This window comes from Sphingobacterium sp. GW821-FHT03E03 (genome assembly GCF_059420745.1).
The window spans coordinates 145,803-162,801 of sequence record NZ_JBWKUH010000002.1 but is presented as its reverse complement, the minus strand read 5'-3'; the positions used below and the strand labels follow the sequence as shown (position 1 = coordinate 162,801).

The following is a 16,999-nucleotide window of genomic DNA, read 5'->3' as shown; positions in this document are numbered from 1 at the left end:
ATTAGGGACAAACTATTAGCTGGAGGGAGATAACAAATGAACTTTTAAATTTGAAGAAGATGCTAGAACTTGTATTTGCAACAAATAATGCCCATAAATTGGAAGAGGTCCAAGCAATTGTGGGGAATGCTTTTGTTATCAAAAGTTTGAACGATATCGATTGTCAGGATGATATACCGGAAACTGGAGTTACATTTGAGGAAAATGCACAGCAAAAAACGGATTATTTGGTAAACAAATATGGACTTTATTGTTTTGGGGATGATTCTGGACTAGAAATTGATGCATTAAATGGCGAACCAGGTGTGTATTCGGCACGTTATTCGGGCTCTAGGGATATGGAAAAAAATATTAATCTGGTCTTGGAAAGACTTGGGGACAACCCCAACCGAACCGCTCGATTTAAAACTGTCATTTCTTTATACCTGAATGAACAACAACATTTTTTTGAGGGAAGTATCGAAGGGCAGATCACTAAAGGGCGTAGAGGAGTGGATGGATTTGGGTATGATCCGATTTTTATTCCAAATGGGTACGATACAACTTTTGCGGAGATGAGTGCTGAAGAAAAGAACGCTATCAGTCATCGTGCGATTGCCGTAGGCAAGCTTGCCACTTATTTAAAAACTAAATAATACTGAGATAAGGTTTGGTCGATAAACTTTATTTCTGACGATAAAAGCAATCGGGGCAAAATATCAATTTTGCCCCGATTGCTTTTATCTTATATACAGATTATTTTACTTCTTTCTTTTTGGATATTTGAGTACTATCTTGTGCTGGTAGTATTGATGGTTTTAGATTCGTTGAATCCTGTTTAACAGTTTTTTTATCTGTTGTAGAAGCAATGTCCTTTTTTATTGGCGATTTAGTCGTTGTTGCTTCGGGCTTGGCTGCTTTAGCACTACCGTTTGTTTTGTTTGTAGTAACGTCTGCCTCAGATTTAGCATCGCTGGTCTTTTTTTGAGAGTTTCCTTTGTCCTCTTTAGGCTTGGATTTCATTTTTCCATTGTCATCGCTGTCCTTTTCTGTTGGAGCTGTAAAAGAGGATTTGGAAAGATCACGTTTCCTATTTAATAGATCATCCTTGGATTTAGGACGGTCTTCAGGGCGCCATGTAAAGTTTGGTAAAAATTCTTTATCCGCTGTAACTTCTGCAATCGGATAGACTTTTCCATCGACTTTTCGGATAGAAACATATTCTTGAAGTTTATTATTCTCCATCAGAATTTTGAAACGGCTGCTTCGGTCATGAACGAGTTCTGTCGTTACATTGGTTTTCTCATCGATGTTATAGAAGATATTTTCGGCATTCCCATCAACAAAGAGGCGCTCCATACGGTTATTGGTAAAGAAACTGGTGATTTTTCGTCCTTTAATCTGATTAAATTTCAATGAATCACTAGTAGCATTGACCATAAATGCATTTCCAACCAATAGGGAGTTATCCAGTTTCTGATTTTTCACCTGTAGGAATATTGTATCGCCCGATATCTGCGAATTCTCAGCCCACATCATCGGTTTTCCCATTAACCTAAACATCGAATCTTGCATGCCATAATACATAGAATCAGCAACGGCTTGTAGGTCGGATTTAAATAGTCGCGCATTATAGTAGGCTTTTAGAATCCTTGTTTTAGCAGTATCTTGTGATAGGGAATCTCTTTTTCCTTCTTGTGCATTTTTTAGTGCTGCACCCATAATCTTATCTGATTCCCCGCCTTTAGGAATGATTGCTTTTTTACGCAAGATACTATCGGCCTTCAGGTTTCTTTCAATTTCGATGCGATTTTGATCCCCCGCTATTACCGGTTGTTTTTTCGGAATATTCTGCCTGTTGGTTGTAACCGTATCCGGTAATTTCTTGCCCACCTTGTCAAGGACTGGTTTCTTGATTTCCTTATCGTGCAAACTATCTATGCCTTTCTTAAGACTATCTGCTGCTTGTTGTAGGGTATTGGTTGAATCTACATCCGAAGAAATGGAATCTTTATCGCCATAATCGACCTCATCGTCTTCTTCGATGGCTCCCCCTTCACGGTTTAATTTAAAATCTCGGGCAACATAATCTCGACGGAAGATCATTTGGGAGAATAGGGTATCAGCAGTCATAAAGACAGAGTCCATTTCGGCGTTTTCCTTTAAATTTTCATCCTTTCCGATGATATTTTTATTTTCCGTTAAGCTCTTTTTAGAATCCTTATTAGCAACAATTTCAGTTTTATTGTTTTTTTCCTTGTCCTTCTGCTCTTCTTTTTCAGCTTTCTTTAATTCCTTGGCTTCTTTTTTTAGCTCTTTTTCGGACTTTTGCTGCACCGCCGACAAGGATGAGACAGAATCTTTTTTGGTGGAATCTTTCTTTACCACCGAAACAACCAGAGGTTTATCGGTCATGGTGATGGATTCGTTTTTTCCATTATAGAGTCCATATCCACCATAAGCATAGAATTTATCCAGCGTATCTACAAAGACAACGTTTTTCACGGCCTTGCCGATACCGACTTGTCTGTCATAGAAAAGGCTGTCCCCCTTAAGGAATTTAGTGCCTTCTGTATATAGGTTGTTTTTTGAAAAATAAGCCTGACCAGTTGCCATATGATAACGACCTTTTTCAGTATATAGATTTTCACCCTTGTTTCCTTTCATATTTGTAGGGCCGTAGAAATCCGTTATGCGGGTGTTGCCATTGTATTTCATGGAGTCTGTATAGACTTTAACATTGGTTGATCGGACAACAACTTTTTGATTAAAATAGGATTCGCCAGTATTTTCGAAATAAGTCGCGCGTTGACTGGTGATGGTGTCACTTCCGGAGAGAATACGTCCACCACTATAATAGTTTCCAATTTTACTACGCATGTTATAAACCAGATGGTCGGTGGTCAATATCGATCCACTAGTACTGACCATACGGACAGCTCCCGTCAATGTGGCTAACTGCATGGCAGCTTCATAATGCAGTTTATTGGAAAATATCTGTGTGCCATCAGGTTGGGTGATGATTACATTTCCATACGCTTCAAAGAATTGACGACCTAGTTTATCATTATGTAAATACCCACTGTCAGACGATAGCGTCGAACCAACATGCTCATAAACTGGACGATAGAAAACAACGTTACCGTTTTTTCCAGTAATAATATGCGACGAAGAAAGTAACTTTAATTCGTCCTGTTTCTGCGCTTGGACCGTCAAGGCAGTTAAAATTAATACAATAAGGGTAAAAATGTATTGTCTCACAAGGGCAAAAATATGGATTTTAATTGCTACTTTATTGGATTTCACAAATTTTAAGATCTGAATTTGTCATTCGGACAAAATATACCGTAACTTTGTTATATGAATGTGCTGGAAAGATTAAAGGGATATATTGAAAAGGAGCATTTAATGATGCCTCATGACAAAATATTGCTTACAGTAAGTGGTGGGAAAGATTCGATGTTGATGGCACATTTATTTGCAAAAGCGGGCTTTAGGATCGCTATCGCACACTGTAACTTTCAGTTGCGTGGGGAAGACTCTGAGTTGGATGAAGCCTTGGTTAGAAAGTTTGCTTCTGATAATGGAATTCCAATATTTGTCAATCAATTTGATACTAAGACCTATGCCAAGGAAAACCAAATTTCTATCCAGATGGCTGCACGTGAACTCCGTTATACCTGGTTTGAGCAGCTTAGGGAGGAACTTCAGTTTGACCGAATTGCTGTGGCCCAACACCTCAATGATCACATTGAAACCGTACTGTTAAATCTTTCACGTGGAACTGGATTACAAGGTCTTCAGGGAATTTTACCCCTAAGAGATCGTATCATTAGACCACTTTTATTTCTCAAAGCAAGTGAAATTGAATATTACGTTCAGGAATATGCTATTGCTTATCGGGATGATCAATCTAACTTTTCGACAAAGTATGCTCGCAATAAGATACGAATAGATATTATTCCTCATTTCAAAAAACTACAACCTGATTTTGAACAGATTTTTGAACAGAATATTACACACTTTAAGGAATCATATCTCTTGTTACAACAATTTGTCGAACCCATTCGTAACAAACTTTTTCAGACAACGGGCGATGGTTGGGTAGTACGTAAGGAGGACCTGGAAGAATATTTGAATAATTTACCTTTATTATACGAATTGTTCTCTGGTTTTAATTTTTCAAAAGCAGTGTTAAGTGATTTGCAACAGGCTTGGGCCAAGGAATCAGGTCGTATTTTTCAATCCGATTGTTACAATATGCTTTTGGATAGAAATGAACTTTTTATCAGAGAAAAGGAATTTATATCTTCGGACGAAGCAATAATCACTTCGGAAACATCAACCGTAGAGTGGAAGCATTATTGTTTCCATGCTGGGGTATCTACCGAGCTTACCATCACCAACAATAAAGAGATCGCAAAACTCGATTACGATCTGCTTGTCTTTCCTTTAACAATTCGTTCATGGAAGGTCGGGGATAGTTTTTATCCTTTAGGCATGGAAGGTAGGAAAAAACTGAGCGATTTTTTCATCAATAAAAAAATCAGCTTATTCGAAAAGGAAAATATTCCCATTGTGGTGAACGGTAATGGCGATATCCTTTGGCTAGCCAATTATCGTATGGATAATCGTTATAAGATTACCAGCAATACAAAAAAAGTCCTTACTTTAGTCTGTAAATGTGATTAAGGCTTAAGTCTACTATCCCAATACTAATAAAAGAAATGAAAGAAGGTGTACTCTATTCGGAAAATCAATATTTAGGACGTGACCGTGTTTGGATAAGCGTGCGTTTGGTACTTGTGCTATTCTGCTTTACGGCATTTTATCTAAACTTGGATCATTTGATCTCCAGTCAATTGTTTTTCATCGTCGGAGTTGGGATTATTATTACATCTATTGTGATGATGTATATGGTCTTGTTTCGAATTGAGGTATTTCAGGATCATATCTTGATCAGCGGTCTTTGGTCAACGCGAGTTGTGAAAATTGATCTGGCCTCCATCTCGAAGGTTGAAAAGGCTCCTTATAGTACATTCTTTTTTAATAATCCTGTTTATAATCTGCATACCAAAGGAAAGATTAAGTTTTTTGCGGGTGGGAAAAATGCTGTATATCTAACAGATAAAGATGGGTTAACTTATGTGTTGGGGACTCAACGGCAAGAAGAGTTATACCGCACCATCATGGACACAAAAGGGAAATTGGGAAAGTCTTAAAATTTGTTAATATTTCTTATCTGACAATTTAAAGACAACAGTTTATCGAGTTATTGGTTAAATTTGAGAAAATAGCAACGAATTAACTATGGCATTTTTAAAATTTATACTTATTACAGTCGCTGTTTACTTTGTAGTAAGATTCTTATTCAAATTATTTTTACCGTTTGCGATGCGCAAAGCAGCTGAAAAGTTGATGAAAAAGGCGCAGGAACAGGGGGGAGCATATAGCGGTCAGGGACAAGGTGGTACTTTCTATTACGAATTTACTGGTCAAGGACAGCAAGAAAATAAAAGATCCCAACCAGAGGGGAAAATTCAGGTTGACTATATTCCACCGAAGGAAACTCCCGAGCGTAAGGGGACAGAGACAGCTGGTGAGTTTGTCGATTTTGAGGAAATAAAATAATTTTTAGCGGTCCAAATAGCGTATCTTTGTGGCTATGTGGCTCAAGCAACTTTCTGTTCTAAATTTCAAGAATTACTCAGAATCTTCTTTGGAATTTCTCCCTGAAGTAAATGCTTTTACAGGGAATAATGGTGTTGGTAAAACCAATCTATTGGATGCAATCCACTACTTATCACTTTGTAAGAGCTATTTTAATCCTATTGATTCGCAACATATCAAATCCGGTAATGATTGGTTTATGGTGCAGGGAGAATTTGATAAGGAATCGAATAGTGATGTTATTTCCTGCAGCCTAAAAAAGAATCAAAAAAAACAGTTTAAAAAAAATAAAAAAGATTATCCGCGATTGGCTGATCATATCGGACTTTTCCCTTTGGTCATGATATCACCCAATGATAGTGTAATCGTTACAGATGGCAGCGAAGAACGCCGAAAGTTTGTGGATAATGTGATTTCACAAACTGACAATAAATACCTAGATACCTTAATTATCTACAATAAGTTTCTGACCCAACGAAATAGCGTGCTGAAGCAAGCCCGTCAGACCAATATCTTGGATCTAGGCTTAATCGAAATTCTTAACTTTCAACTGGAGGAAGTCGGCAATATTATCTTTGAAAAGAGAAGATCATTTATGGCAGAGTTCCAACCAGAATTTGATCGACACTATCAATTCCTGACCGAAGATGCTGAATCGGTCCAACTACAGTATGAATCTCCTTTAATGTTAGATTCTTTCTTGAATATTTTGGAGAAGAACCTTGAGCGTGACCGTATGCTGGAACGCACCAGTCAGGGAATTCATAAGGATGATCTGATATTTACTATTCATGGTGGAATGCCACTGAAAAAATTTGGTTCACAGGGCCAACAAAAATCATTTCTCATTGCTTTAAAACTTGCTCAATATTCTTATCTACAACAGAAAAAGGGATTCAAACCTTTGCTGCTCTTGGATGATATTTTTGATAAGCTCGACGATCGTCGTACCCATAAATTAATGCAGATGGTCTCTGAGGATGATTTTGGGCAAATTTTTCTAACGGATACAGATTCGAAAAGAATTCAACGAATCTTTAACGAAATCAACCGCCCTGTTCGTATATTTGGTATCGAAGGAGGACAAGTGAATGTATAAGAAGCAACCAACGAAAAAGAGCCTAGAATTTATTCGGTCAAGTGATGATATGACCATTAAGCAGGGGGTAGAACGCCTCCTTGAAGCTTACAAGCTGCGTCGAAAATTTGATGAGACCTCAATCGCTTCGGTATGGCCTCAGTTGATTGGTAAAGCAATTGCCAACCGTACGCAACAGCTTTATGTGCGAGACAAAAAGTTATTTGTGCGTGTGGAGTCTGCCGTTATTAAAAACGAACTGGCATTAATGCGTCGGCAAATCCTCGGAAGGGTAAACGAGTATGTAGGACACGTCATCATCGAAGAAGTCGTGATCTTGTAGTTTGCTTTCGTAGCTATGTTTAATCAATTGTTTGAAAACCTATTTCCTCCTCCCAAAACCACTCAAGAAAAATTGTTCGCAAGTTTCGAACAAATTAAACTCAAAAGAGGAGATTATCTTATCAAAGAAGGAGACTATTCTTCCAATTTATTTGTTATTGAATCAGGACTGATTCGTCAATACGCATGGAGTAAAAAAGGAGAATTTACACAGTGGATCGGTACTGCTAATCATTTTGTTACAGATCTCTCTTCTTTTATTTTTGATACCCCTTCTAAATGGAATTTTCAATGTATCAGTGACTGTTATTTGTACCGTTTATCAAAATTAGATTATCAAAAGATGGAATCTGAGGTTATTGAATGGAATAAATTTGAAAAGGCATTTTTAGCAAAATGTTTCGGAGCGATGGAGCAACGAATTTCAGATTTTATTTGTTTGACAGCGGAAGAACGTTATCAACAGTATTTTGAGCAACATAAATTCCTATTCCATCAAGTACCACTTCAATATATTGCCTCAGTTTTGGGTATGAGCCCCGAAACACTCAGTCGTATCCGTGCAAAAATGAGTTCTTGATAAAAGTCAAGAGCTGTCTCCATTTCGTATCCTAGTTTTGTTTTATCTCCAATAGTAAATGAGGGGCCTTTGGGCTTTGAATTGCGCCAGAATTTCTGTAATAAGGTATTTAATCTGAAAATGCCTTGTGCACACTTGTTTTCTGGAGTAATTCAATCCAATGAATCCATCTTGGGTATAGCAACCAATAAAGGCCATTCGGGTAAGCATGTGGGCATCATTAAACAGGGATAATAAATTTATAAAACAATGAAAAAGATTGAGACAAGTACCATGATTAGAGCGACAGTCGCACAAGTATGGCAAGTATTGACAGATTTCAAAACTTATCCAGTGTGGAGTCCAACGATTAAAAGCTTTGAAAAGGACCCCGTATTGGGACAGCGTTGTTCAGTCATGCTAGAACAACCCGATGGTTTTAAAATAAAGATGAACCCACGTTTTTTGCGTATTGACTCCAACCGTGAGCTGCGTTGGAAAGGTGAGCTAATTATTCCTGGAATCTTTGATGGCGAACATTATTTTATATTGGAGCAAATGGAGGAGGGGCAGGTTCGACTTATTCAAGGTGAGCTGTTTTCGGGTTTATTAATCCCATTCTGCGGAAAGTTATTGTTGACAACGAGGCAGGGGTTTGAACTTTTCAATGCAGCATTGAAACAACGTGTGGAGTTGAATTGTTAACTTTCAACATTGTTATGTGAATTTGGATCTGTTATACACATCGTATTTCGATGGCAAAGAGCTTTTAAGCTTGTTATAAACATTTTTGTGTTGATAACCCTTTAGATTTGCTTATTTATCTTATTCACATTTAGCTGTTGATAAGTGTAGAGTTGTACACATTTTGGATCAATGGTTACATATGTATGTTTCACTTATTAACATTTCAGGTGTTAATAAGTGGTTGTTTTTGTGGAAAAGTGAGTGTTGAAATATCGGAAAGTAGATCTTATACACAAAATACCAACAATCTAATCTAGGCTGATCTTTGTTGGTTTGTTAAGATGTTTGTTGAAATGTTAAATAGTCCTGCGCTATTTGAAGAATACTAAATACTATAAGTATTGTTCCAAATCACCTTTTCCTTCACGAATAACATCAAAGGTTCCCTCTGTAAGGTCTACTACTGTTGAAGCGACATTGTCCCCATAGCCTCCGTCAATAACGGCATCCACGAGATCTTGGTATTTCTCATAGATCAATTCGGGATCCGTAGAGTATTCAATAATTTCGTCTTCATCGTGGATGGAAGTCGTCACAATCGGATTACCTAATTGTTTCACAATTTCCCGAACGATGTTATTGTCTGGCACACGAATACCCACAGTCTTCTTCTTCGAACTTAATAATTTGGGAACTTTGGTGGTAGCGTTGAAGATAAATGTAAAAGGTCCGGGTAATGCCTTCTTAAGGACACGAAAGACGACGGTGTCGAAAGATTTGGTGTATTGTGAAATATCGGTCAGGTCGTAACAGATAAAAGAGAGGTTGGCTTTATCGGGTTTTAAGCCTCTGATCTCACAGACACGTTCAATTGCCTTTTGTTGTGTGATATCACAGCCTATACCGTAAACGGTATCTGTAGGGTAAATGATTACACCTCCACGTCTCAGGATGTCAACGGCCTGCGCTATGGCTTTTGGATTGGGATTGTCGTTATATATTTTGATGAGCATGTAGTAAATTAAAAAGTCAAAATTAAAAAATAGAGACATTCGTAAGCCAAAGGCTTATGTTTAGTGTTTAAAATCGAATATCTCAATACTCAAATCTAATATCTCTTAAAGAACAACAGCCAAAATATTTTGTTTTGGCTGTTGTTCTTTATATTAAAATTCTGCGTTTTTCGGTGTGCGAGGAAATGGTATTACGTCGCGGATATTTGTCATTCCGGTCGTGAATAAGACCAAGCGTTCAAAGCCTACACCAAATCCTGAATGTGGCACCGAACCAAAGCGGCGTGTATCCAAGAACCATTCCATTTCTTCTGCTGGTATACCTACTTCGGCCATACGCGCTAATAGACGGTCCAGATTTTCCTCACGTTGTGAACCGCCGACCATTTCACCGATACCTGGGAAAAGAATATCCATGGCACGAACAGTATTGCGACCCTGAGCATCAGGCTCATTCTGCTTCATGTAGAAAGATTTGATCTCTCTTGGGTAATCAGTTAGGATAACAGGCTTTTTGAAGTGTTTTTCCACTAAATAGCGTTCATGTTCAGATTGTAGATCAGCTCCCCAGTCATCAATTAGATACTTGAATTGTTTCTTTTGGTTTGGCTTACTACGTTTTAGTATTTCAACAGCGTCAGTATAAGTTACACGTTCGAAATTATTTTCTAAGACAAAGTTCAGTTTTTCAGCCAAATTTAATTCCGAACGTTCTGCTGCTGGTTTTGATTTCTCTTCTTCTAACAAACGGCTTTTCAAAAATTCGATTTCCTCAGGACAAGTTTCCAAAGCGTATTTAATCACGTATTTCAGTAAAGCTTCGGCTAAATCCATATTGTCTTCCAATTCATAGAAAGCCATTTCTGGTTCAATCATCCAGAATTCAGCCAAGTGACGCGTTGTATTCGAGTTTTCAGCTCTAAAGGTTGGCCCAAAAGTGTAGATGTTCCCAAAAGCCATTGCACCGAGCTCACCTTCCAATTGACCAGATACAGTAAGATTTGTCGATTTTCCGAAGAAATCTTCCTTGAAATCAATTTCGCCATTTTCTTTACGCGGCGGGTTGTTCAAATCTAAGGTAGTCACCTGAAACATTTCACCGGCACCTTCTGCATCAGAACCTGTGATAATCGGTGTGTGCATGTACACAAAATCATTTTCTTGAAAAAATTTATGTACGGCGAAAGCTAAAGCGTTACGTACTTTGAATACCGCATTGAATGTGCCTGTACGAAAACGTAGGTGAGCAATTTCACGTAGAAATTCCAAACTGTGTTTTTTCGGTTGTAAAGGGTATTTTTCAGGATCTGAATCTCCTATAATGCTTACTTCAGTAGCTTTAACTTCTACCTTTTGTCCTTTACCTAGCGATTCTATCAATTGACCTTTTACACGAACTGCAGCTCCGGTAGTGATACGCTTTAGGATATCTTCAGGTGTATTTTCAAAATCGACTACTGCTTGAATATTATTGATTGACGAACCGTCATTAATTGCTATAAATTGATTGTTACGGAAAGTTCTTACCCAACCTTTAACAACGACCTCTTTGCCGAATTCTGTGGCATTCAATAGTTCCTTTATTCTTGTGTGTTCCATCTTAATTTTTGGAGAATGACTTGTAAAAGATGCTTTGTTAAAAAAGCAATACAAAAATAAGCTATTCTATTGGTTTATTGGGTATAAATGTTGATTTAATTCGCTGAATGAAGGATCAATAAGCTTCTAAACCTAGTTTTATCCGACCACTATTTGCGTCAAACTCAGCAAAAAATAGCTGCCTTGGGAGCAAAAAAAAGCGGAACAACTCAGTTGTTCCGCTTTTAAGCTTTATGATGATTGAAGGAATTAACCTTTCAATACTTTAGTTACTAGTTCAGCAGCTTCTTTCAATAAGATTGCAGAATAAACTTGTAAGCCTGATTCATCGATTAATTTTTTCGCTTCTTCGGCATTTGTACCTTGAAGACGTACGATGATAGGAACAGGAATATTACCAATTTCACTGTAAGCATCAATGACACCTTGCGCTACACGGTCACAACGAACGATACCACCGAAGATGTTGATCAAGATTGCTTTTACATTAGGGTCTTTCAAAATGATATTGAAACCAGCTTTTACAGTTTCAGCATTTGCAGTACCACCAACATCTAAGAAGTTTGCAGGTTCACCACCAGCTAATTTGATGATATCCATTGTTGCCATTGCAAGACCAGCACCGTTTACCATACAACCTACGTTACCGTCAAGTTTAACATAGTTAAGGTTTGATTCACCAGCTTCAACTTCCGTTGGATCTTCTTCTGTTACATCGCGCATAGCTGCGTAATCAGGGTGACGGTACAATGCATTCTCGTCAAGATTTACTTTGGCATCAACTGCTAAGATCTTGTCATCAGAAGTTTTTAATACCGGATTGATCTCGAACATAGAAGAGTCAGTAGAATCGTATGCTTTGTAAAGTGCAGCAACGAATTTTACCATTTCTTTGTGTGCAGCACCAGAAAGACCTAGATTAAAAGCAATTTTACGTGCTTGGAATCCTTGTAAGCCTACTTTTGGATCGATTTCTTCTTTGAAAATCAAGTGCGGTGTTTTTTCTGCAACTTCTTCGATGTCCATACCACCTTCTGTAGAGTACATAACAATGTTACGTCCTGTAGCGCGGTCTAATAATACAGACATGTAGAATTCTTTTGTTTCGCTTTCACCTGGATAGTAAACGTCTTGAGCGACCAAAACTTTGTTTACTTTTTTACCTTCAGGTCCAGTTTGAGGCGTTACTAATTGCATACCAATGATGTCAGTTGCTTTTTGTTTGACTTCATCTAAGTTCTTAGCTAACTTGACACCACCACCTTTACCACGGCCACCAGCGTGAATTTGAGCTTTGACAACAACCCAGTCGGAATTGTAGTCTTCTTTCATTTTTTTAGCCGCTTCCACAGCTTGCTCTGGAGTATCTGCTACGATACCTTCCTGTACGCGCACACCAAAGCTCTTTAGTATTTGTTTTCCTTGATATTCGTGAATGTTCATTTGCAAAAATATTTGGCGTAAAAATATGCTTTTTTGAGGGATAAGACAAGGGATAAATTGCTCTTTTATCTATTTTTTGACATTTGTGAAAAATAAAATGGCTGAAATAGAGAAATAACTGCTTATTTATTCAAAGGTGTGATATCGTAAATTTATTTATCTTTGCCCTATGATGTTACAAGCCAAAGGAATTCACAAAGCTTATGGGGCATTGCCCATCTTGAAAGGCGTCGACATAACCGTGGAAAAAGGTGAAATTGTAAGTATTGTCGGAGCCTCGGGGGCAGGTAAAAGTACACTTTTGCATATTATCGGAACATTGGACAAACCTGACCAAGGTTCGATTTTTATTGATGGTGTCGATATCCATAAACTGAGTGCCAAAAAGCTGAGTGCATTTCGTAATGAGCATATTGGTTTCGTTTTTCAGTTTCATCACTTATTGCCTGAATTTACCGCATTGGAAAATGTGTGTATTCCTGCATTTATCCGAGGACAGGGACGAGCCGAAGCCGAAGCGAAAGCGAAAGAACTATTGGAGCTACTTGGGGTTTCACATCGTATTGATCATAAGCCTGCTGAGATGTCTGGAGGTGAACAACAACGTGTGTCTGTGGCTAGGGCTCTGATGAATGATCCTTCAATCATTTTAGCTGACGAACCTTCTGGGAACTTAGATTCCGAAAATGCAGCAGCCTTACATCAGTTGTTTTTTGATCTTAGAAACAAATTCCAGCAAACATTTATCATCGTCACCCATAATGAAGAATTGGCCCGTATATCGGATCGAACAATTCATATGCGTGATGGATTGGTTGTATAACCTATTTCATAGGAAAGCTATTGTGCTTATAGATCAGGGTATAAGAAAGATTTATTGGGCGAATCTTTGAGGGCTTAATTGCCGATGAATAACATTTTATTTGATGAAGAAAATATTGATAACTTTCGGAACTAGACCTCTGGCAATGCGTATTGCTAGAAAACTTTCAGATAGTTTTGAAGTTTTGTATGCAAGTTCGGAAGAGATTCCCGAGTTGCTTTTAAAATCTGGGAATTATGCAGCCATTCCAAAGGGTTTGCTACCAACTTTTGCGCATGAGGTGCTAAAACTGAGTTTAGATCAACAGGTTGATTATGTGTTACCTTTAGGTGGTTTCGAACTGGAACCATTGGCCGAAGCCAAAGTTTTATTTGATGAATATCAGATCTCAGTTCTTGTTCCAGATAAGGATATCCTTGAAACATTTTCTATCATTGAGAACCCTCCGGCTGATCTTCCTTATGTTTTGCTTTCAAAGGGCAATAATTTATTGGGCGAGGAGATATACGAAAATACATTGGATGGACTTTTGGTCACTTCGGATTCTGCTGAAGAGTTTGCATTAGTCTGTGTGTCGAAGTAATATGATCCGATTCTCTATTCGTTATCTGTTGGGCATAATCTGTTCAACTTTTTTAATTTAAAGATCTATTAGTGATGATGTTTCCAGAAGAAAAAAAAGTATATGTCTTTGAATTGGACGATGTTCTTTTTCCGAAAAAAGACTACTTACTCCAAGTTTATTATCTCTTTGCCAACTTTATAGAATTCACGGAGACCTTTCCTCCGCAGGGTGATTTGGTCAACTTTATGAAAAACCATTTGGAAAATCAAGGGGAGGAATCCCTATTTGAACATGCACAAGCGACATTTGGATTTGATATGAAGTACAAGGAGCATTTTGAACGATTACATGTAAACGCTGTATTACCACTTAAATTGCATCTTTTTGAACATATTACTGCGTTATTTTCGCAACTGAGTGCGGAAGGTAAGAAAATATGTGTTTTGACAAAGGGGAATCCACTGGAGCAATTGAACAAGGTGAAATTTGTAGACTGGGGTGAGTTTAGCAATCGGATAAAAATTTATTTTCAGGACGAGCTTGCTTTCCGGCAGATAGACCCTGCTCAATTTTTAGTACAGGAATTTGCGGTGGATATCACTGCGATTCAATTTGTGGACTAAGTTTGCATTGATTATCTTTGTATTATCTACTAACAGTGTTTTGACTATAAAATATACAGAATAAACATTGTTGAAAAAAAATTATGATTAGGGATATAAAAGCCCTATTTTTATATAAAGCCCTTGGATTTATGAATAAAGTGAACAAGCCTGCCACGATTAAGGAAATTGCCAAGAAGCTGAAAATCAGTCCTTCCACGGTGTCAAGAGCATTGAATGATCATCCAAGTATTGGATTGGTAACAACAATGCGTGTAAAAAAAATGGCCGAAGAATTGAACTACGAACCCAATCAGACAGCTATTTTTTTTAAACAGCGTAAAACATTTACCATAGCTGTGATTTTACCCAGTCTTTCAGAACCATTTTTTTCGTTTGCAATAAGCGAAATCGAAAATGTTGCTTCGGCACAGCGGTACACTGTTTTAATGGGACAGTCGTTGGATGATCCTGATCGGGAAGAACAGATTCTAAAAACATTTAAAAACCATCGGGTAGATGGTATCTTGATGTCTATCGGGAAGAAGACGACCAATTTGGAGTTTATAGAAAAATTGGAGTCATCTGGAATCCCAGTTGTCTTTTTTGATTGTGTCCCTAGTTTGCCAAATATCAATAAAGTTCAAAGCGATTTATCCACAGGAATGAATGAGGCTGTTGATGCTTTTGTTGCCCGTGGTCATAGAGTCATTGCTTTGGTCAACGGGCCAAAGACTTTGCCTGCAAGTGAGGATAGAAAAGTAGCCTATTTATCTGCAATGAAGCGAAATGGGATGGATATCTTGGAAAAGAATATTATTGAAACGGACCTGAGTACGGAAGGAAATGAAAAAGCAATGGATAGCATATTTGCGATGTCCGAACGACCTTCAGCGATTATTTCTTTCAATGACTTTGTTACACTGGATTTGATGAAAGCAGCGCGCAACAAAGGACTGGTCTTAAATCAAGATATCTTCTTCATTAGTTATGCTAATTATCCACTTTGGCAGTATATGGAAAATCCTCCAATGGGCCGTATCGAACAGTTTCCAGGTATGCAAGCGCGTAAGGCAGCCGAAATTCTATTCGAAAGAATCGAGAATTCAGATGTAGCGGATCAACAAATTGTTTTTAAGTCGAGATTGGTGATGTAATTTTCACCTAAATGAATATCATAAAAAAGAGGGGAAAATCGAATGATTTTCCCCTCTTTTTTATGATTATATGTAACTATAAGTGGATCACTTCACCGTATGCATCGGCGCATGCTTCCATGATAGCTTCACTCATTGTTGGGTGCGGATGGATTGTTTTGATCATTTCATGTCCTGTTGTTTCCAATTTACGGGCAACAACAACCTCTGCGATCATTTCGGTAACATTTGCACCAATAAGGTGTGCACCTAGGAATTCACCATATTTTGCATCGAAGATAACTTTGACGAAACCGTCTTTTGCTCCAGCTGCAGAAGCTTTTCCTGAAGCAGAGAATGGGAATTTACCTACTTTAACTTCATATCCAGCTTCTTTTGCCGCTTTTTCAGTGTAACCGACAGAAGCAATCTCTGGAGAACAATAAGTACATCCAGGGATGTTGTTATAATCAATAGGTTCTACATGAAGACCTTTGATTTTTTCAACACAAGTAATACCTTCTGCCGAAGCAACGTGTGCTAAAGCTTGACCCTTAACGATATCACCGATAGCGTATACACCTTCAATATTTGTTTTGTAGAAATCGTCTACGACAACACGGCCACGATCAGTTTTTACACCAACCTCTTCCAAGCCTATGTTTTCGATATTAGGAGCAATACCTACTGCAGATAATACAACTTCTGCTTCGATTACTTCAATACCTTTTTCAGTTTTAATAGAAACCTTGCTCAATTCTCCAGATGTGTCAACAGATTGAACTTCTGATTTAGTAAGGATATTAATACCTTGTTTCTTTAAGCTTTTTTCTAGTTGTTTTGAGATTTCTTCGTCTTCAACCGGAACAATTCTATCCATAAACTCAACGATAGTCACTTTTGTTCCAATTGCATTATAGAAATAAGCAAACTCAACACCGATAGCACCAGAACCAACAACAACTAAAGATTTTGGTTGTTTAGGTAATGTCATTGCTTGGCGGTAGCCAACAATCTTTTTGCCATCTTGTGGTAAGTTAGGTAATTCACGTGAACGTGCACCTGTCGCCAAGATGGTGTGTTTTGCTGCATATTCTTTGGTAGAACCGTCTGCACCTTTCACATCGATCTTACCACCTTTTTTAATTTTTGCAGTTCCATTGATGACATCAATTTTATTCTTTTTCATCAAGAACTGAATACCTTTACTCATTCCTTCAGCTACGCCGCGGCTTCTTTTGACGATAGCTTCGAAATCAGCCTCACCACCTTGAACATTGATGCCGTAATCTGCGGCATGGTTTAAATATTCAAATACTTGAGCACTTTTCAATAATGCTTTTGTAGGGATACAGCCCCAGTTTAGACAAATTCCGCCTAATGATTCGCGTTCAATAATCGCTGTTTTGAACCCTAACTGAGCGGCTCTAATGGCAGCAACATACCCGCCTGGACCACTACCGATTACAATGATGTCGTAATTCATATAAATAAATATTCTGT

At 38.0% G+C, this 16,999-nt stretch carries 17 protein-coding genes; 12 read left to right on the top strand and 5 right to left on the bottom strand.

What is annotated here, in order from left to right; genetic code table 11:
• Nucleotides 1–59: 59 nt before the first annotated feature.
• Nucleotides 60–635, top strand: coding sequence for a non-canonical purine NTP diphosphatase (locus tag AC07UV_RS04070; RefSeq protein ID WP_495182803.1), 576 nt, complete (start codon nt 60–62; stop codon nt 633–635).
• A gap of 100 nt (nt 636–735) precedes the next feature.
• Here the strand turns inward: AC07UV_RS04070 and AC07UV_RS04065 are convergent, their stop codons facing one another.
• Entirely contained in the window at nt 736–3,240 is a 2,505-nt protein-coding gene (locus tag AC07UV_RS04065; protein ID WP_495182802.1) for an OstA-like protein, read from the bottom strand.
• A gap of 99 nt (nt 3,241–3,339) precedes the next feature.
• Here AC07UV_RS04065 and tilS point away from each other — a divergent pair, with 99 nt between their 5' ends.
• From tilS to AC07UV_RS04030, 7 genes are all read left to right on the top strand, one after another.
• Nucleotides 3,340–4,671 (top strand): tRNA lysidine(34) synthetase TilS, encoded by a 1,332-nt coding sequence (gene tilS / locus AC07UV_RS04060; RefSeq protein ID WP_495182801.1) that lies wholly within the window; start codon nt 3,340–3,342, stop codon nt 4,669–4,671.
• Between the two features lie 35 nt (nt 4,672–4,706).
• Nucleotides 4,707–5,201, top strand: coding sequence for a hypothetical protein (locus AC07UV_RS04055; RefSeq protein ID WP_282250340.1), 495 nt, complete (start codon nt 4,707–4,709; stop codon nt 5,199–5,201).
• Between the two features lie 88 nt (nt 5,202–5,289).
• Entirely contained in the window at nt 5,290–5,610 is a 321-nt protein-coding gene (locus tag AC07UV_RS04050; protein WP_454879463.1) for a DUF4834 family protein, read from the top strand.
• A gap of 34 nt (nt 5,611–5,644) precedes the next feature.
• Nucleotides 5,645–6,748: a DNA replication/repair protein RecF gene (gene recF, locus AC07UV_RS04045; protein ID WP_282250338.1), complete on the top strand. Its 1,104-nt coding sequence runs from the start codon at nt 5,645–5,647 to the stop codon at nt 6,746–6,748.
• Nucleotides 6,741–7,070, top strand: a complete 330-nt coding sequence (locus tag AC07UV_RS04040; RefSeq protein WP_077437878.1) for a DciA family protein — start codon at nt 6,741–6,743, stop codon at nt 7,068–7,070. Before recF ends, AC07UV_RS04040 begins: the two co-directional genes overlap by 8 nt.
• 15 nt (nt 7,071–7,085) lie before the next feature.
• Nucleotides 7,086–7,649, top strand: coding sequence for a Crp/Fnr family transcriptional regulator (locus tag AC07UV_RS04035; protein WP_495182800.1), 564 nt, complete (start codon nt 7,086–7,088; stop codon nt 7,647–7,649).
• 249 nt (nt 7,650–7,898) lie between these two features.
• Nucleotides 7,899–8,333 carry an SRPBCC family protein gene (locus tag AC07UV_RS04030; protein WP_495182799.1) on the top strand — a complete coding sequence of 145 codons (435 nt, stop codon included), beginning with the start codon at nt 7,899–7,901 and terminating at the stop codon, nt 8,331–8,333.
• A 374-nt stretch (nt 8,334–8,707) separates the two neighbouring features.
• Here the strand turns inward: AC07UV_RS04030 and AC07UV_RS04025 are convergent, their stop codons facing one another.
• The 3 genes from AC07UV_RS04025 to sucC all read right to left on the bottom strand — a co-directional run bounded on the left by AC07UV_RS04025 (nt 8,708) and on the right by sucC (nt 12,370).
• Entirely contained in the window at nt 8,708–9,328 is a 621-nt protein-coding gene (locus AC07UV_RS04025) for an L-threonylcarbamoyladenylate synthase (RefSeq protein WP_495182798.1), read from the bottom strand.
• Between the two features lie 153 nt (nt 9,329–9,481).
• Nucleotides 9,482–10,927 carry an asparagine--tRNA ligase gene (gene asnS / locus AC07UV_RS04020; RefSeq protein WP_495182797.1) on the bottom strand — a complete coding sequence of 482 codons (1,446 nt, stop codon included), beginning with the start codon at nt 10,925–10,927 and terminating at the stop codon, nt 9,482–9,484.
• A 249-nt stretch (nt 10,928–11,176) separates the two neighbouring features.
• Nucleotides 11,177–12,370, bottom strand: coding sequence for an ADP-forming succinate--CoA ligase subunit beta (gene sucC, locus AC07UV_RS04015; RefSeq protein WP_120261531.1), 1,194 nt, complete (start codon nt 12,368–12,370; stop codon nt 11,177–11,179).
• Nucleotides 12,371–12,542: 172 nt separating this feature from the next.
• On the opposite strand from sucC, the gene AC07UV_RS04010 reads away from it, so the two are divergent.
• The 4 genes from AC07UV_RS04010 (at nt 12,543) to AC07UV_RS03995 (ending at nt 15,517) form a co-directional block, all read left to right on the top strand.
• Complete coding sequence (locus AC07UV_RS04010) at nt 12,543–13,193, top strand: ABC transporter ATP-binding protein (RefSeq protein ID WP_282256144.1); 651 nt, start codon at nt 12,543–12,545, stop codon at nt 13,191–13,193.
• A 103-nt stretch (nt 13,194–13,296) separates the two neighbouring features.
• Nucleotides 13,297–13,776: a hypothetical protein gene (locus AC07UV_RS04005; protein WP_495182796.1), complete on the top strand. Its 480-nt coding sequence runs from the start codon at nt 13,297–13,299 to the stop codon at nt 13,774–13,776.
• A 74-nt stretch (nt 13,777–13,850) separates the two neighbouring features.
• On the top strand, nt 13,851–14,381 hold the full coding sequence (locus AC07UV_RS04000) for an HAD family hydrolase (RefSeq protein ID WP_282250333.1): 531 nt from the start codon (nt 13,851–13,853) through the stop codon (nt 14,379–14,381).
• Between the two features lie 131 nt (nt 14,382–14,512).
• Complete coding sequence (locus tag AC07UV_RS03995) at nt 14,513–15,517, top strand: LacI family DNA-binding transcriptional regulator (protein WP_282250332.1); 1,005 nt, start codon at nt 14,513–14,515, stop codon at nt 15,515–15,517.
• Between the two features lie 76 nt (nt 15,518–15,593).
• Here AC07UV_RS03995 and lpdA read toward each other — a convergent pair whose 3' ends face one another.
• The gene (gene lpdA / locus AC07UV_RS03990) at nt 15,594–16,982 is read right to left on the bottom strand and encodes a dihydrolipoyl dehydrogenase (protein WP_335996174.1); all 1,389 of its coding nucleotides are present in this window, start codon (nt 16,980–16,982) and stop codon (nt 15,594–15,596) included.
• Nucleotides 16,983–16,999 lie beyond the last annotated feature (17 nt).

What these genes read in the sequence shown, in the direction of transcription:
- AC07UV_RS04070 (WP_495182803.1), top strand. Translation starts at nt 60, where the DNA reads ATGCTAGAACTTGTATTTGCAACAAATAATGCCCATAAATTGGAAGAG.
- tilS (WP_495182801.1), top strand. Translation starts at nt 3,340, where the DNA reads ATGAATGTGCTGGAAAGATTAAAGGGATATATTGAAAAGGAGCATTTA.
- AC07UV_RS04055 (WP_282250340.1), top strand. Translation starts at nt 4,707, where the DNA reads ATGAAAGAAGGTGTACTCTATTCGGAAAATCAATATTTAGGACGTGAC.
- AC07UV_RS04050 (WP_454879463.1), top strand. Translation starts at nt 5,290, where the DNA reads ATGGCATTTTTAAAATTTATACTTATTACAGTCGCTGTTTACTTTGTA.
- recF (WP_282250338.1), top strand. Translation starts at nt 5,645, where the DNA reads ATGTGGCTCAAGCAACTTTCTGTTCTAAATTTCAAGAATTACTCAGAA.
- AC07UV_RS04040 (WP_077437878.1), top strand. Translation starts at nt 6,741, where the DNA reads ATGTATAAGAAGCAACCAACGAAAAAGAGCCTAGAATTTATTCGGTCA.
- AC07UV_RS04035 (WP_495182800.1), top strand. Translation starts at nt 7,086, where the DNA reads ATGTTTAATCAATTGTTTGAAAACCTATTTCCTCCTCCCAAAACCACT.
- AC07UV_RS04030 (WP_495182799.1), top strand. Translation starts at nt 7,899, where the DNA reads ATGAAAAAGATTGAGACAAGTACCATGATTAGAGCGACAGTCGCACAA.
- AC07UV_RS04025 (WP_495182798.1), bottom strand. Translation starts at nt 9,328, where the DNA reads ATGCTCATCAAAATATATAACGACAATCCCAATCCAAAAGCCATAGCG.
- asnS (WP_495182797.1), bottom strand. Translation starts at nt 10,927, where the DNA reads ATGGAACACACAAGAATAAAGGAACTATTGAATGCCACAGAATTCGGC.
- sucC (WP_120261531.1), bottom strand. Translation starts at nt 12,370, where the DNA reads ATGAACATTCACGAATATCAAGGAAAACAAATACTAAAGAGCTTTGGT.
- AC07UV_RS04010 (WP_282256144.1), top strand. Translation starts at nt 12,543, where the DNA reads ATGTTACAAGCCAAAGGAATTCACAAAGCTTATGGGGCATTGCCCATC.
- AC07UV_RS04005 (WP_495182796.1), top strand. Translation starts at nt 13,297, where the DNA reads ATGAAGAAAATATTGATAACTTTCGGAACTAGACCTCTGGCAATGCGT.
- AC07UV_RS04000 (WP_282250333.1), top strand. Translation starts at nt 13,851, where the DNA reads ATGATGTTTCCAGAAGAAAAAAAAGTATATGTCTTTGAATTGGACGAT.
- AC07UV_RS03995 (WP_282250332.1), top strand. Translation starts at nt 14,513, where the DNA reads ATGAATAAAGTGAACAAGCCTGCCACGATTAAGGAAATTGCCAAGAAG.
- lpdA (WP_335996174.1), bottom strand. Translation starts at nt 16,982, where the DNA reads ATGAATTACGACATCATTGTAATCGGTAGTGGTCCAGGCGGGTATGTT.